Below are 13,095 nucleotides of genomic sequence, written 5' to 3'. Positions count from 1 at the left end.
CCGCATCGGCGGCCGTGTTTTTGGCAGGACAATGCGCGGCGGGTTTGCGCCCGCCGCGCCGGCCCATATTGCTACTGCGCGGGCATCCAGGCTTGCGCATCCGCCTCCCTGGGCACCTGCGGCCCGCCCGGCGTGTACGCCGGATGATTGATGTTGCACCAGCCGCCGAACGGCGCCGGCCGGCAGCGCCACAGCTTGCCGTCCACGCCGACCACGATGCTGATGCCAGGCTTGTAGGTGCCGATGCCCGTGGGCCATTTCGGATACTGGCCCGGTGCGGGTGCCGGGGCTGGCGCGGGAGTTGGTGCCGGAGCCGGAGCAGGGGCAGGTGTGGGCGTCGGGGCAGGAGTTGGAGCTGGAGCGGGCGTCGGCGCCGGCGCCGGTGTGGGCGCATCCGGCGACAGGATCGACAGCTGCGCCGAGTCCTTCTCGTTCTTCAGCCAGATCACGTTGGCCTGCAGGTTGGCCGTATTGAACACGATGTCATTGCCCTGGCGCTCGCCGATGCGCAGCAGCGCGCTGTACTTGCCGTTGAGCAGGTTGGCCAGCTGCGGGCCCCACGCGGACTGCGGCGCGTTCTGTGGCGTGATCGCCAGGCGCTCGTCCACGCGCTCCTTGCCGCCGGCATCGCTGCCCAGCACGCGAAAGCGCACCTGGTCGCCGGGCACCGGCTCGAAGCCCTGCTTGAGGAAGAAGCCCCCCTCGAACCATGGGAAGCCGTCGGTGGGTACGCCGGCGGCACTCTCGATGGTGACGTCGCTGCAGTTGTAGAAGCCCTCGCGCCCCGCATCCTGCCGTTGCCAGCGCAGGTACAGCACGGCATTGCCGGTGCGCCCCGCCGGGATCGGCACGTCATAAACGTAGTAGCGCTTGCCGCCGATGGTCTGCGGCGCCGGCGCCGCGCCCGAATAGGTCTGCTCCAGGTCCGCCCAGCGCAGCGGCTCGCCATAGACATACGAAGCCTTGGTCAGGTAGATGCGCACGAACGACGGGTTATGCGCCGCCGTGGCGTAGAACATCACGCGGACTTTGCCGTTCTGGGGCTTGATCGGGGTCTTGTGCCACTGCGTCGAACGCACGTCGAGCCCCGCCTTCTTGGGGTCGCCGCCGCTGCACAGCGTGCCATCCTTGATGGCTTGCTCGACCGAGGCCTGGCTGTTGTAGTCCTGCGGGAACCCTGTCACCTCGTTCCATTGCTGGAAGGGATAGGCGCCGCTGCGCCGGAAGGCCTCGCGGCAAGCGGCATTGGGCACGCCCGAGCCGTCCGCGGGATACCAGAAGCCCCCGTCCTGGAAGCACTTGAGCTGCCGCGCGATCGGGAATTCCACCACGCCGTGCGCCCGCGCGGGGGTGGCGAAGAGTCCGCCGCCCAGCAGCAGGAGAGTGGGGAAAACGGTCTGCTTGATCTTCATTGCATTGCCTCCGGTAACTGCCATCGTTCCCGGACAGTCCCGGGCCCACGCTGGCGATGGCGCGTGCAGATCGGCCAGGCATAGGCACTGCCCGAGTCCTGGCCTTCAGAAGGTTTTGCGCGGGCGCTTATGGCGGGTGCCGATGGAAATTTCCTGGCAACGCTCGCCTTATCGCAATGTGTTTTTTTCTGTTTTCACAAATTTCTGAAATTACGGAAATGGAAGGGTGATTTATGTATTTTCTGAATTTCGAGAAATATCCCATGCAACGGATTGCGGGACATTTAAAAATGCCCAGATCTGGCTTCGTTGTATTGTCTGAAACTGGCTCCAGTATTGACATTGCAGGAGATGGATGGTGGCGGGCGCCCATCGCTGCGCACAGCGCAGCTGTCCCATAAGCAGGACAAAGGGCTTAAGAAAAAAGGGTGGGTTAAATGTACATGAATCCGCGCGGACGTGATGTCGGATGTCGGGTCAGGATTGTTATATTTCCTGCCTTGCGGCAACTCAAGAGTTTTCTTTTGACTCGGTTATTTTGATGACTAGAATTGCCTTCACCTCCGCGCGCAGCGGCAATTCCAATCGAGGGGCGCCATGGCGGCAAGCCGGTTCCCGGGCATCGACAGCGCAGGGCCAATCCGTGCGGTCAGGGCACTTCGCCCGGCGCAGGCTGCCTTCACGCTGCTCGAGCTGCTGGTGGTGCTGCTGATCATCGCGCTGCTGGCCGGCTATGTCGGGCCGCGGCTGTTCTCGCAGGTAGACAAGGCCCGGATCAAGTCCGCCAATGCGCAGATGAAGACGCTGGCCGACGCGGCGACCCAGTTCCGCCTCGATACCGGCCGCTACCCGAGCGAGCAGGAAGGGCTGAACGCACTGGTGCAGAAGGGGAGCGCTCCCGGCTGGGACGGGCCGTACCTGGCCAAGGGCCTGCCGGCCGACCCATGGGGCCATCCCTACGTGTGGAAGAACCCGGGCGCCGGCAGCGAAGTGGAGATCACTTCGCTGGGCAAGGACGGCAAGGCTGGCGGCAGCGGGGACGACAAGGACATCGTCTATGGCTTCTAGCAGGCAACGGCGACGCCGCCACCTCACCCGTGCCGCCGCCAGCGCCGCGGCGGCGGCCCTGCTGTCCCTGCCGCAAGCGCTTGCGACCTGCTGGCAGGCCGCTGCCGAGCGCTATCGCATCGATCCCTTGCTGCTCTACGCGATCGCGCAGGCCGAGTCCGGCCTGGACACGTCGGCGCGCCACCGCAACCGCGACGGCAGCCGCGACATCGGCCTGATGCAGGTCAACAGCCGCCACCTGGCCGAACTCGCGCCATACGGCATCACCGAAGCCATGCTGCAGGCCGACGCCTGCCTGTCGGTGATGGCGGGCGCGTGGGTGCTGGGCGGCTTCGTGCAGCAGCTGGGGTATGGCTGGGAAGCTGTGGGCGCCTATAACGCCGGCTCGGCACCGGGGCGCGAGGCGCTGCGCGCCCGCTATGCCAGGCGCGTGTGGGACCGCTACCAGCCACTGCTGCGCCGCCGGCAGGCGCTGGCGGCCGGGGAGGGCGCACCGTGAACGAGTTCGAGGCGCGCGTATTGCGCGACGGCCGCATCGAATCGCGCCGCCTGCAGGCCGTGGCCTTGGACGAGGCCCGACGCCAGCTGCAGGACGAAGGCCTGCGCGTGCTGTCGCTCAGGCCCACGCGGCGGCTGCGCCTGCCTGCGCGCAAGCCGCGCTTTGCGCTGGGCATCTTCATCCAGGAGCTGGGCGTGCTGCTCGACGCCGGGCTGGTGCTGGTCGAAGCCATGGAAGCGCTGCGCGACAAGGCCAGCGGCACCGCGCGGCAGGTCGTCACGGAACTGCTGCAGGCGATGTACCAGGGCATGCCGTTCTCCGGCGCGATGGCGCGCCAGCCGGAGGTGTTCCCGCCGCTGCTGGTGGCCACCGCCGCCTCGTCCGAGCATTCCGGGCAACTGGCGCTGGCGCTGCGCCGCTACCGGCTGTACGAGTCGAAGCTCGACACCATCCGCGCGCGCGTGCGCGGCGCGATGATGTACCCGGCCGTGGTGGTCGGCGTCGGCGTGCTGATCCTGCTGTTCATGCTGTTCTTCGTGGTGCCGCGCTTTGCCGCCGTGTTCGATTCAGTCGCCAACCTGCCGGCGGGCGCACGCTTCATGGTGTGGTGGGGGGCGCAGGTGGAAGCGCGTGGCCTGGAGATCGCGGCGGGCATGGCGGCGGCGGTGGCGGCACTGGTGATGGCAGGGCGCACCACGGCGGTCAGGGGCGCATTGTCCGGGCTGCTGTGGCGCATTCCCGCGCTGCGCGCGCAGCGCGTGCTGTTCGTGCTGGCGCGCTTCTATCGCACCATCGGCATGCTGCTGTCGGGCGGCATGAATGTCGTCGAGGCGATCGAACTGGCCGGCGGGCTGCTGCCGGCGGACTACCAGCATGACGTGGCGCGCGCGCTCACCGCCGTGCGCGCCGGCCAGCCGCTGGCGGCTACCTTCACCGCACACCGGCTGGCCACGCCGGTGGCCGAGCGCCTGTTGCGCGTGGGCGAGCAGAGCGGCGAGATCGCGGCCATGTGCGAGCGCATCGCGCTGTTCCATGACGAGGCGCTGGAGCGCGCCATCGAGGTCTTCAGCAAGGTTTTCGGCCCGGTGCTGATGCTGGTGGTGGGCGGACTGATCGGCCTGGTGGTGTTCCTGCTCTATATGCCGATCTTCGAACTGGCCGGAGCGATCCAGGAGTAGGCGATGCAGGCCCTCGAAGACACCTGGTGCGATGCAGCGCGCCTGCGCCAGCAGCCCCTGTCGGCCTACCTCGACGAACTGCTGGCAGAGTCGCCGCAGCACCTGCCGCGCGTGGCCGCGCTGCTGGGGCTGACGCCGCTGGCGCCGCAGCAGCTGGAGGGTAACTGGCATTTCGACGCGCTGCCGCTGCCCGATGCGCTAGCGCGCGCGGTGCTGCCGGTGCGCGTGCACGGCACCGACTACGCGTTGCTGGCCGATCCGTACTCGCTTGCGCTGCGCAACTGGTGCCAGGCGCATCCCGCGCTGCGCCGCGCGATCGGTGCGATGAGCCTGCCCGGCGCGGTGCAGGCAGCGCTGCGCCAGGCCGAGCGTGGCGAGCGCGCGATGGAGAGTCTCGACCTGGCCGGGGAGGGCGTGCGTAGCGCCGACGGCGTGCACGAGATCTCGCTGACCAGCATCGCCCGCGACGAAAGCCCGATCGTGCGGCTGGTCAACTCGATGCTGTTGGACGCGCTGCACAGCCGCGCCTCGGACATCCATGTGGAAAGCGTGCCCGACGGCCTGGTAGTCAAGTACCGCATCGATGGCGTGCTGCAGCAGTCCGGGCGCGCCGCGGGCGCCGATACCGCCGGGCAGGTGTTGTCGCGCATCAAGGTGTTGTCGGGGCTCGATATCGGCGAGCGGCGCGTGCCGCAGGACGGCCGCTTCAAGGCCCATATGCAGGGGCGCGACGTGGACTTCCGCGTCTCGATCATGCCCAGCATCCACGGCGAGGACGCGGTGCTGCGCGTGCTGGACAAATCCCAGCGCGGCAGCGTGCTGACGCTCGACGCGCTCGGCCTGACGCCGGGCTCGATCGCCCGCATCCGCGCGCTGGCCAGCGAGCCCTACGGCATGGTGCTGGTCACCGGCCCCACCGGCAGCGGCAAGTCGACCACGCTCTACGCCGCGCTGTCCGAGACCAATACCGGCGAGCGCAAGATCATCACCATCGAAGACCCGGTCGAGTACGAGCTGGCCGGCGTGCTGCAGATCCCGGTCAACGACAAAAAGGGCCTGACCTTCGCGCGCGGCCTGCGCTCGATCCTGCGGCACGACCCCGACACCGTGCTGGTCGGCGAGATCCGCGACGGCGAGACCGCCGCCATCGCGGTGCAGGCGGCGCTGACCGGGCACCTGGTGATGTCGTCGGTGCATACCAACACCGCCTTCAGCGTGCTGGAGCGCTTCCTGTACATGGGCGTCGAGCCGGCCAGCTTTGTCGAGGCGCTGCAGGGCGTGGTGGCGCAGCGGCTGGTGCGGCGCGTGTGCGAGCACTGCGCGCGCGACGACCGCCCCGACCCGGAGCTGGCCGGCAAGGCACGGCTGACGCCGGAGCAGCTGCGCGCCGGGCATTTCCGCAAGGGCTGCGGCTGCGAGGCGTGCCGCGGCACCGGCTTCCACGGCCGCCTGGCGCTGGCCGAGGTGCTGCGCATCGACGACGCGCTCAAGGACGCGCTGCTGCGGCGCGAGTCCGCGGCAGCGCTGCGCGATGTCGCCCGGCGCGGCGGCCACGTGGGCGTGCGCGAGATCGCGCTGGAAAGCGCCGCCGGCGGCCTGACCACGCTGCAGGAGATCCTTCGTGTCATCCCTCTCGGTTGAACTGAACGCGCGCCTGGAAGCGGGCGGCGTGCACTGGGCCGCGCGCGGCGCTGCCGTGGCGCAGGGCCATGCGCTGGGCGACTGGGCCGAGGCGCTAGCCGCCGCGCTGGCGGCGATGCCGCGCGGACGCCTGCGCCGGCTCGACCGGATCACGGTGTGGCTGGGCTTCCCGCACGTGCACTACGCCGTGCTGCCGTGGCAGTCGTTCCGGCATCCGGCCGATTGCGAGGCGGTGGCGCAGGCACTGTTCGACGAATGGCTGGAAGGCACGGGCGGCGAGCTCAGCATTGCCGTGGCCGACGCGCCCTACGGGATGCCGCGGCTGGCGGTGGCCGTCGAGGCGGCGTTGCTGCAGGGCCTGCGCACGCTGCTGCATGACGAAGGCTTGCACATGGCGCAGTGCCGGCCGTTGCTGGTGGTGGCGCTGGCGCTGTTTGCCCACCGCCTGCGGCCCGACTGCGTCTTCGCACTCAATGAGCCGCAGGCGCTGACCTGCATCCATCGCCGCGGCGGGCAATGGACCGCGGTGGGCAGCTTGCCCAGCGCACCCGGCACCGGTTTCGGCGCGCGGTTGGCGGCGCTCGGGGCATTGCTGGGCGAGGCCCCGCCGCTAACGCTGGTGACCGCCACCGAGGCCGAGCTGGGGCCGTCCGATGGCGAAGTGCGCGCCTGCCATTGGCTGGGCATCGTGCAGCCGTGGGGCACTGACGATGCGCGCGCCGGCAACGCACGTGCGGCCTGAGCCACGGCATTGGGAGCACGGCCACGGGAGCGGACATGGACAAGACCGACCTGCGCAAGATGGCGCTGCGGCTGCGCGAGGGCATCTCGGTGGCCGGCGCCAGGGGAGTGGCGGCGCTGCACCGGCGCCGGCTGCCACCGCTCGACTTCAGCCGGCCGCGGCGGTGGCAGGGGCCGCTGGTGGCGGGGGCGTGGCTGGGGGCGGCGGTGGCAACGGGGACGGCATGGCAGGACTGGGTGGCGATGGAAGCGGAGGCACGGCAGGCGCAAGCGGTGCAAGCGCGCTTCACGCGCTTGTCCGAGCAGCAGTCGCGCCAGCTCAAGGGGCGCATGTTGCGGCTGCCCGAGCAGAAGCGCCAGCTTGCCGCGTTCGCGGCGCTGCATGGCGATGCGCTGGTGCTGGCCGATGCGATTGGTGCCGCGCTGACATCAGACACGGCCCTGACCACGGTGGATATCCAGGCCGCCGAACGCGCGGCCAGCATCGAGCTGGAGGCGCGCGACCTGACGTCGGCCTTCCGTTACCTGGAAGCGTTGCAGGCCGTGCCCGGCGTGGCCGCGACGCTGACGCAGAGCGCCATCAAGGCAAACGATCCGCAGCAGCCGCTGGCGGTGAAGCTTCGCGTTTCACTGGTGCGCAAGTGAAGTGGGACGTCGTCTCTGTCATCGCCTGGCTGCGCGGCATGCCGCTGCGCAAGCTGTCCGGCGAGCTTTCAGGGAACCTCGGCCCGCGCCTGCGCTGGCAGGCCGCGCTGGCGACACGTGCGCTGGGCCGGTCGGGACTGACAGCGCTGGCGGTGGCGCTCGCCGCGCTGGCGCTGCAAGTGCTCTACATCACGCCGGGCCGCGATGCGATTGCCGAGGAAGAGGCGCAGGCCCGCAGCGGCATCGCTGCACTGCCAGCGGCGCGCCACCCGCACGGCGCCGCGGGCGATCCCGCCGCGCCGGACCGGCGCGACCTGCCCGCCGCGAGCCGGCTCGGCGCCCGCCTGGAGCAGGCCTTCGCGCTGATGGCGGCGCAGGGCTTCCCGGTGCGCGAGGCCTCGTACCGGCTCACCGTGCTCGGGCAGGAGCGGCTGCAGCGGCTCACCGTGGAGCTGCCGCTGGCCGGGGAATATCCCGCGCTGCGCCGAATGCTGCAGGACCTGTCGCAAGAGCCCGGCCTGATGATCGAGGCCATCACGCTGCAGCGGCGCGCGGTCGGCGAGGCGCGCGTCAGCGTGCGGCTGCGCTTCAGCCTGCTGGGGGTGGCGGAATGAACCGCGCGCTTGCTCTCGCGCTGGCCATGCTGCCGTGCCCGGCGGCGCAGGCCGGCGGCGGCCCGCCGGGGCCCGACGATGTCTGCCTCAGCGGACCGCCGCGTGCGGCCCGCCTGGCGGATGTTGCGCGCATGATCGATGACGCCCTGCAGGGGAGCGCCCCGGGTCTGGCCGTGCTCGCCACGGCCGGCGTGCCGAACCCGGCCGACGGGCCCGCACCGCCCAACCTGTTCCCCGCCTTCAGCTGGGCACCGCCGCCCGCGCCGGCGCCGCCACCGGTGGCAAGGGCGGCCTCCAAACCTCGCCCCGGCCCGCCGCCGATGCCGTTCCAGGTGTCGGCGATGTGGCGCTACCAGGGCCAGCAACCGGTGATCGCGATGCAGGCCTTCGGCAACACCTACCTCTTGTGCAAGCGCTGCGGCGTGCCGGGCCACCACGGCGTGGGCGCGGTGCTGGAGCGCGAGTACCGCATCGACCGGATCGCGCAGAGCGAGGTCACGCTGACGTACCTGCCGATGCGGCATGTGTCGGTGGTGCCGGTGATGCCGCGCGCGGCCACGGGGAGTCAATGATGGGCATGCTGCGCACGGTAAGCCTGGTGCTGGCGATGGCGCTGGCCGGCTGCGGTACCTCCGGTGCGATCCGCGAGAGCGAGGGCTATGCGAGCGAGGGTCAGTACGCCGAGTCGGTTGAGGTCTTGCGCGAGCAGCTGCGCCGCAATCCGGACGATGTCGGCTTGCGTAACGCCTACTACCGTCGCCTGGAAACGCTGGTGCGCGAATTTGTGCGCGAAGCCGATCAGGCGCTCGAGCGCGGTGACGACGATGCCGCCATCGCCGCGCTGCGCGAGGTGCTCGCCTACGATCCGGCCAACCTGGGCGCGCAGCAAGAGATCCACCGCATCCAGGTGATCAGGCGCCTGCGGCCACAGCTGGATGAGGCGCGCGAACTACAGCGCACCGACCCGCAGGCCGCGCTGCGCCGGGTGCAGCAGGTGCTGGACCAGCTGCCGAATCTGCGCGAGGCGCAGGAGCTGCGCGAAGCGCTGATGCAGCGGCTGGCCAGCGTCGATGCGCTCAGCCCGAAGCTCAGCGCGGCGCTGCGCAAGCCCGTCACGCTGAACTTCCGCGAGCAGAGCCTGACCTCCATCTTCGACCTGATCGCGCGCATCTCCGGCATCAACTTCGTGCTGGACAAGGACATCAATCCCAACGCGCGCGCCAGCACCTCGGCCAGCACCACCACGGCCGAGGACGCCATCAACCTGCTGCTGGCCACGGCCAGCCTGCAGAAGCAGTACCTCAATGCCGACACCATCCTGATCTACCCGGCGCGGCCAGACAAGGAGCGTGAGTACCGTTCGCTCGCGGTGCGCACCTTCTTCCTGAGCCACAGCGACCCCAGGCAGGCCGTGGCGCAGATCAAGCAGCTGTTCCGGCCCAAGGAGATCCTGGTCGACGACCGCCTGAACGGCGTGGTGGTGCGCGACAGCGTCGAGACGCTGCAGGCGATCGAGCGGCTGATCCAGGCGCTCGACCTGCCACAGTCCGAGGTGACGCTCGACGTGCAGGTGCTGGAGGTGGCACGCAACGACCTGCTCAACCTGGGTATCGGCTATCCCGGCAAGATCACCGGCACGCTGTCCGAGGCGGTCAATCCCGGCGGGCTGGGCGTGCCGGTCAGCGCGCTGCGCAATATCAACGCCGGCAATATCCTGCTCGATGCCGGCAGTCCGCAGGTCACGCTCAACCTCTTGCAGCGCAGCGGCAATACGCAGACGCTGGCCAACCCCAAGATCCGCGTCAGGAACCGCGAGAAGGCCACCATCAGCATCGGCGAGCGCGTGCCGGTGGTAACCACCACCAACGCCAACGGCGTGGTGACCGAGTCGGTGCAGTACCAGGACGTCGGCCTCAAGCTGGATGTGGAACCCAATATCAGCCTGAGCAACGAGATCAGCATCCGGCTGGCGATGGACGTCAGCAACATCATCAGCGAGACCGTGACGCGGACCGGGCTGATCACCTATGTGCTCGGCACGCGCAGCGCCAAGACCACGCTGACCGCGCGCAACAACGAGACCCAGGTGCTGGCCGGCCTGATCCGCCGCGCCGACATCAAGGCCGGTCAGGGGTTGCCGGGGCTGAGCCGCGTCCCGGTGCTCGACCGCATCTTCGGCACGCGGCAGGACAAGCAGGAGCAGACCGAGATCGTGCTGCTGATCACGCCGCATATCGAGCGCAGCCTGGACCTGCCGGCGTTCCAGGTCAGCACCTTCGCCAGCGGCACTGAGGCGCGGCCGGGGATCCAGCCGCTGGCGCTGGTGGCCTCGGAGGGCGTGCGGGTCAGTGTCACGCCGGACCCGGCGGGGGCGGCCGCCAGTGGTGCCTTGCCGCCGCCGCTGGCCTTGCCGGCATCGGGCAACTGGCAGGCATTGCCCGCACCGCAGGCGGTGGCGCCGGTGGTGCAGGCCCCGGTGGAGCACGTGGTGCAGCCCAGCGCGCCAGCGCCCACGGCAGGCACCGCCCAGCCCGCCGCCCCGGCCAGCGCCGTGCCTGCCGCGCCTGCGCCTTCGATGACAGCCCCGCCTCCAGGTCGGCTTGGCGAGCCGCCGACGGCGCCGCGCTAGGGTGGTCGCCATGCGTCAGGATCTGCCCCAACCCGCGCGCGGCTTCACGCTGATCGAGCTGATGGTGACGCTGGCGCTGATGGCGCTGCTCGCCTCAGTGGCGCTCCCGCTCGCCGAACTGACGATACGCCGCGCGCAGGAAAACGAGTTGCGCCGCGCGCTGCGCGAACTGCGCAAGGCCATCGACGACTACAAGGACGCGGCGGACGCCGGCAAGATCCAGCGCAAGGTCGGCGACAGCGGCTACCCGCCGTCGCTGGAGGCGCTGGCCGAGGGCGTGCCCGACGCCACCGATCCCGCCGGCGAGCGGCGCCTCTACTTCCTGCGGCGCCTGCCGCGCGACCCGCTGTGCGGCTGCGCCGACGAGCCCGCCGCGCGCAACTGGCGCCTGCGCAGCTACCAGAGCCCGCCCGACGAGCCGCGCGAGGGCGACGATGTGTTCGACGTGATGTCGCGCAACACCGGCGAGGCCCTGGATGGCACCCGCTACGACCAGTGGTGACCGCATGCGCCGCCGCGGCTTCACGCTGATCGAGCTGCTGGTGGTGCTGGCCATCATCGCCACGCTGCTGTCGCTGGCCATGCCGCAATACTTCCGCCAGCAGGACAAGGCGCGCGAGACCGTGCTGCGCCACAACCTGGTGACCTTGCGCAAGGCGCTGGACGATTACCGCGACGACCGTGGCAAATCGCCGGAATCGCTCGACGAGCTGGTGCAGCGCCGCTACCTGCGCGAGCTGCCGCTGGACCCGGTCACCAGCCGGCGCGACAGCTGGGTGTTCGAGCGCTCGCCGAAGGGCGGCATTGCCGACGTGCACAGCGGCGCGCCGGGCAAGGCGCATGACGGCACCGACTATGCGAGCTGGTGACCACCGCAGCCGCGGCTCGGTCTATATCGGCGCGCTGGTGGCCCTGGCCATCCTGGGCGTGATGCTGAGCCAGTTCGGCGTGCTGTGGGCCACGCAGGACCGGCGCGCGCGCGAGGCCGACCTGCTTGCGCACGGCAACGAGATCCGCCGCGCGATCGGCGCTTACTACGACGCCAACCCGGCCGGGCAGTACCCGAAGCGCCTTGATGAACTGGTGCTCGATCCGAGGCAGCCGGTGGTTGCGCGCTACCTGCGCCGTGCCTGGCGCGACCCGCTGACGGAAGGTGGCGAGTGGGGCATCGTCCCCGGCGCGGACAACGGCATCGTCGGCGTGTACAGCCAGGCTCCAGGCACGCCGCTGCGCGTGGCCGGCTTTGCGCCCGCCAACGCCGGGTTTGCCGACAAGGCCAGCTACCAGGAGTGGATCTTTGTCCATAAGCCGGAAGGAAACTGACCGGCCACCGGCGGTGTCCCTGTATCGGCGTATTTTTGTCAAAGTGTACCGGTACTGTACAGTTGGCTGACCGTAGACTGATTCCCTGAATGCCCTGGAGTCAGTCATGGAAGTGTCCCAACTCGCCGCCGGAACCGGTGTCTTTGCCGCGTTTGCGGGCTTTGCGCTGGTGTCGTCGATCACCCCCGGTCCCAACAACACGATGCTGCTCGCCTCGGGCGTGAACTTTGGCTTCGTGCGCACGGTGCCGCACCTGCTTGGCGTCAGCATTGGCTTTGCGCTGATGGTGGGGCTGGTTGGGCTGGGGCTAGGGTCGCTGTTCCACGCCTTCCCGTGGACCTGGCAGGTGCTGCGGGTGGTGGCGACGGTTTACCTGATATGGCTGGCGTGGAAGCTGGCCACCGCCGGCGGCGTGCAGGACCAGCAGGTGGCGCGGCCGATGGGCTTCTGGGCCGCGGCGGCGTTCCAGTGGGTCAATCCCAAGGCGTGGGTGATGGCGGTGGGCGCGTGCAGCACCTATGTGCTGCACGGCAACCTGTGGCTCAACGTGCTGCTGCTGGCGGGGATCTTCGGGGTGGTGAACCTGCCCAGCGTGGCGATGTGGGCGCTGTGCGGCTCGGCGCTGCGGCGCTGGCTGGCGCGTCCGCGGGTGCTGCGCGCCTTCAATATCGGCATGGCCGTGCTGCTGCTGGCCTCGCTGTGGCCGATCCTGGGCGCCTGACGATGGCGCCGGGGCAGGCACCCGGGCGGGTGCCTGTATTCAACTGATCAAACCAGCGCGCGGATCGAGTCCAGGTTGCGCCAGTAGCCCTTGGCGTCCATGCCGCAGCCAAAGACATAGCGGTCCGGCACGGCAAAGCCGCAGAAGTCCGGGTGCATGGGCTTGATCTTGGTCAGCGTCTTCTCGCACAGCACGGCGGCGTGGAATTCCTTGGCGCCCATGTCCAGGATGCGCTCGCGGATCGCGGCCATGGTCTCGCCTTCATCCAGAATGTCGTCCAGCACCAGCACCACGCGGTCCTTGACCGATTCACGCGGGGCCACGCGCCACTGCATCTCGCCGCCCACGGTCTTGTTGTTGTAGCGCGAGAGGTGGATGTAGTCGAACTCCATCGGGAACGCCAGCTTGGGCAGCAGCATGCCGGTGAAGACCACCGCGCCGCCCATCACCGACAGCACCAGCGGGAAGGCATCGCCCATCTTGGCGGTGATTTCCGTGGCCATGCGGTCCAGCGACTCCTGGACTTCCGCGGCGGAGACGATTTCTTCGGAGTTGGCCCACAGCTCGCGGGCCTGTACGGCGCTCATCATGATGTCTTTCCTGTTCTTTTGCGGGGGAGGCAAG

The 13,095-nt window shown here is 69.6% G+C and carries 15 protein-coding genes; 13 read left to right on the top strand and 2 right to left on the bottom strand.

The window, feature by feature from the left end; all coding sequences use genetic code 11:
* Positions 1-71: 71 nt before the first annotated feature.
* Positions 72-1,412 (bottom strand): lytic polysaccharide monooxygenase, encoded by a 1,341-nt coding sequence (locus ACW4E8_RS25840; protein ID WP_456807122.1) that lies wholly within the window; start codon positions 1,410-1,412, stop codon positions 72-74.
* A 597-nt stretch (positions 1,413-2,009) separates the two neighbouring features.
* Between ACW4E8_RS25840 and gspG the strand changes: the two genes are divergently transcribed.
* The 13 genes from gspG to ACW4E8_RS25775 all read left to right on the top strand — a co-directional run bounded on the left by gspG (position 2,010) and on the right by ACW4E8_RS25775 (position 12,471).
* The gene (gene gspG, locus ACW4E8_RS25835; RefSeq protein ID WP_456807121.1) at positions 2,010-2,480 is read left to right on the top strand and encodes a type II secretion system major pseudopilin GspG; all 471 of its coding nucleotides are present in this window, start codon (positions 2,010-2,012) and stop codon (positions 2,478-2,480) included.
* The gene (locus tag ACW4E8_RS25830) at positions 2,470-2,979 is read left to right on the top strand and encodes a lytic transglycosylase domain-containing protein (RefSeq protein WP_456807120.1); all 510 of its coding nucleotides are present in this window, start codon (positions 2,470-2,472) and stop codon (positions 2,977-2,979) included. The genes gspG and ACW4E8_RS25830 overlap by 11 nt, the downstream gene beginning before the upstream one ends.
* On the top strand, positions 2,976-4,157 hold the full coding sequence (locus ACW4E8_RS25825) for a type II secretion system F family protein (RefSeq protein ID WP_456807119.1): 1,182 nt from the start codon (positions 2,976-2,978) through the stop codon (positions 4,155-4,157). The genes ACW4E8_RS25830 and ACW4E8_RS25825 overlap by 4 nt, the downstream gene beginning before the upstream one ends.
* 3 nt (positions 4,158-4,160) lie before the next feature.
* The gene (locus ACW4E8_RS25820; protein WP_456807118.1) at positions 4,161-5,798 is read left to right on the top strand and encodes a GspE/PulE family protein; all 1,638 of its coding nucleotides are present in this window, start codon (positions 4,161-4,163) and stop codon (positions 5,796-5,798) included.
* Entirely contained in the window at positions 5,779-6,540 is a 762-nt protein-coding gene (locus ACW4E8_RS25815) for a hypothetical protein (protein WP_456807117.1), read from the top strand. The genes ACW4E8_RS25820 and ACW4E8_RS25815 overlap by 20 nt, the downstream gene beginning before the upstream one ends.
* A gap of 35 nt (positions 6,541-6,575) precedes the next feature.
* Positions 6,576-7,184: a hypothetical protein gene (locus tag ACW4E8_RS25810; protein WP_456807116.1), complete on the top strand. Its 609-nt coding sequence runs from the start codon at positions 6,576-6,578 to the stop codon at positions 7,182-7,184.
* Positions 7,181-7,798 (top strand): GspMb/PilO family protein, encoded by a 618-nt coding sequence (locus tag ACW4E8_RS25805; protein WP_456807115.1) that lies wholly within the window; start codon positions 7,181-7,183, stop codon positions 7,796-7,798. The genes ACW4E8_RS25810 and ACW4E8_RS25805 overlap by 4 nt, the downstream gene beginning before the upstream one ends.
* A complete protein-coding gene (locus ACW4E8_RS25800; RefSeq protein ID WP_456807114.1) occupies positions 7,795-8,370 on the top strand; it encodes a hypothetical protein in 576 nt (191 codons plus the stop codon). Before ACW4E8_RS25805 ends, ACW4E8_RS25800 begins: the two co-directional genes overlap by 4 nt.
* On the top strand, positions 8,367-10,427 hold the full coding sequence (locus ACW4E8_RS25795; RefSeq protein WP_456807113.1) for a secretin N-terminal domain-containing protein: 2,061 nt from the start codon (positions 8,367-8,369) through the stop codon (positions 10,425-10,427). The genes ACW4E8_RS25800 and ACW4E8_RS25795 overlap by 4 nt, the downstream gene beginning before the upstream one ends.
* Before the next feature lie 10 nt (positions 10,428-10,437).
* Complete coding sequence (locus ACW4E8_RS25790; RefSeq protein ID WP_456807112.1) at positions 10,438-10,929, top strand: type II secretion system protein; 492 nt, start codon at positions 10,438-10,440, stop codon at positions 10,927-10,929.
* Positions 10,904-11,296: a type II secretion system protein gene (locus ACW4E8_RS25785; protein WP_456807111.1), complete on the top strand. Its 393-nt coding sequence runs from the start codon at positions 10,904-10,906 to the stop codon at positions 11,294-11,296. The genes ACW4E8_RS25790 and ACW4E8_RS25785 overlap by 26 nt, the downstream gene beginning before the upstream one ends.
* Positions 11,268-11,750: a type II secretion system protein gene (locus ACW4E8_RS25780; protein ID WP_456807110.1), complete on the top strand. Its 483-nt coding sequence runs from the start codon at positions 11,268-11,270 to the stop codon at positions 11,748-11,750. The genes ACW4E8_RS25785 and ACW4E8_RS25780 overlap by 29 nt, the downstream gene beginning before the upstream one ends.
* 106 nt (positions 11,751-11,856) lie before the next feature.
* Positions 11,857-12,471, top strand: a complete 615-nt coding sequence (locus ACW4E8_RS25775; RefSeq protein WP_439671006.1) for a LysE family transporter — start codon at positions 11,857-11,859, stop codon at positions 12,469-12,471.
* Positions 12,472-12,518: 47 nt separating this feature from the next.
* Here ACW4E8_RS25775 and ACW4E8_RS25770 read toward each other — a convergent pair whose 3' ends face one another.
* Positions 12,519-13,061 carry a hypoxanthine-guanine phosphoribosyltransferase gene (locus tag ACW4E8_RS25770; protein WP_456807109.1) on the bottom strand — a complete coding sequence of 181 codons (543 nt, stop codon included), beginning with the start codon at positions 13,059-13,061 and terminating at the stop codon, positions 12,519-12,521.
* Positions 13,062-13,095 lie beyond the last annotated feature (34 nt).

The organism is Cupriavidus sp. CP313 (genome assembly GCF_054072015.1).
The sequence above is the reverse complement of the archived record's forward strand: the minus strand, read 5'-3'. Positions and strand labels throughout refer to the sequence as shown.

Coding starts and splice junctions, on each gene's coding strand:
- ACW4E8_RS25840 (WP_456807122.1), bottom strand. CDS start 1,412: ATGAAGATCAAGCAGACCGTTTTCCCCACTCTCCTGCTGCTGGGCGGC.
- gspG (WP_456807121.1), top strand. CDS start 2,010: ATGGCGGCAAGCCGGTTCCCGGGCATCGACAGCGCAGGGCCAATCCGT.
- ACW4E8_RS25830 (WP_456807120.1), top strand. CDS start 2,470: ATGGCTTCTAGCAGGCAACGGCGACGCCGCCACCTCACCCGTGCCGCC.
- ACW4E8_RS25820 (WP_456807118.1), top strand. CDS start 4,161: ATGCAGGCCCTCGAAGACACCTGGTGCGATGCAGCGCGCCTGCGCCAG.
- ACW4E8_RS25810 (WP_456807116.1), top strand. CDS start 6,576: ATGGACAAGACCGACCTGCGCAAGATGGCGCTGCGGCTGCGCGAGGGC.
- ACW4E8_RS25800 (WP_456807114.1), top strand. CDS start 7,795: ATGAACCGCGCGCTTGCTCTCGCGCTGGCCATGCTGCCGTGCCCGGCG.
- ACW4E8_RS25795 (WP_456807113.1), top strand. CDS start 8,367: ATGATGGGCATGCTGCGCACGGTAAGCCTGGTGCTGGCGATGGCGCTG.
- ACW4E8_RS25790 (WP_456807112.1), top strand. CDS start 10,438: ATGCGTCAGGATCTGCCCCAACCCGCGCGCGGCTTCACGCTGATCGAG.
- ACW4E8_RS25785 (WP_456807111.1), top strand. CDS start 10,904: ATGGCACCCGCTACGACCAGTGGTGACCGCATGCGCCGCCGCGGCTTC.
- ACW4E8_RS25780 (WP_456807110.1), top strand. CDS start 11,268: ATGACGGCACCGACTATGCGAGCTGGTGACCACCGCAGCCGCGGCTCG.
- ACW4E8_RS25775 (WP_439671006.1), top strand. CDS start 11,857: ATGGAAGTGTCCCAACTCGCCGCCGGAACCGGTGTCTTTGCCGCGTTT.
- ACW4E8_RS25770 (WP_456807109.1), bottom strand. CDS start 13,061: ATGATGAGCGCCGTACAGGCCCGCGAGCTGTGGGCCAACTCCGAAGAA.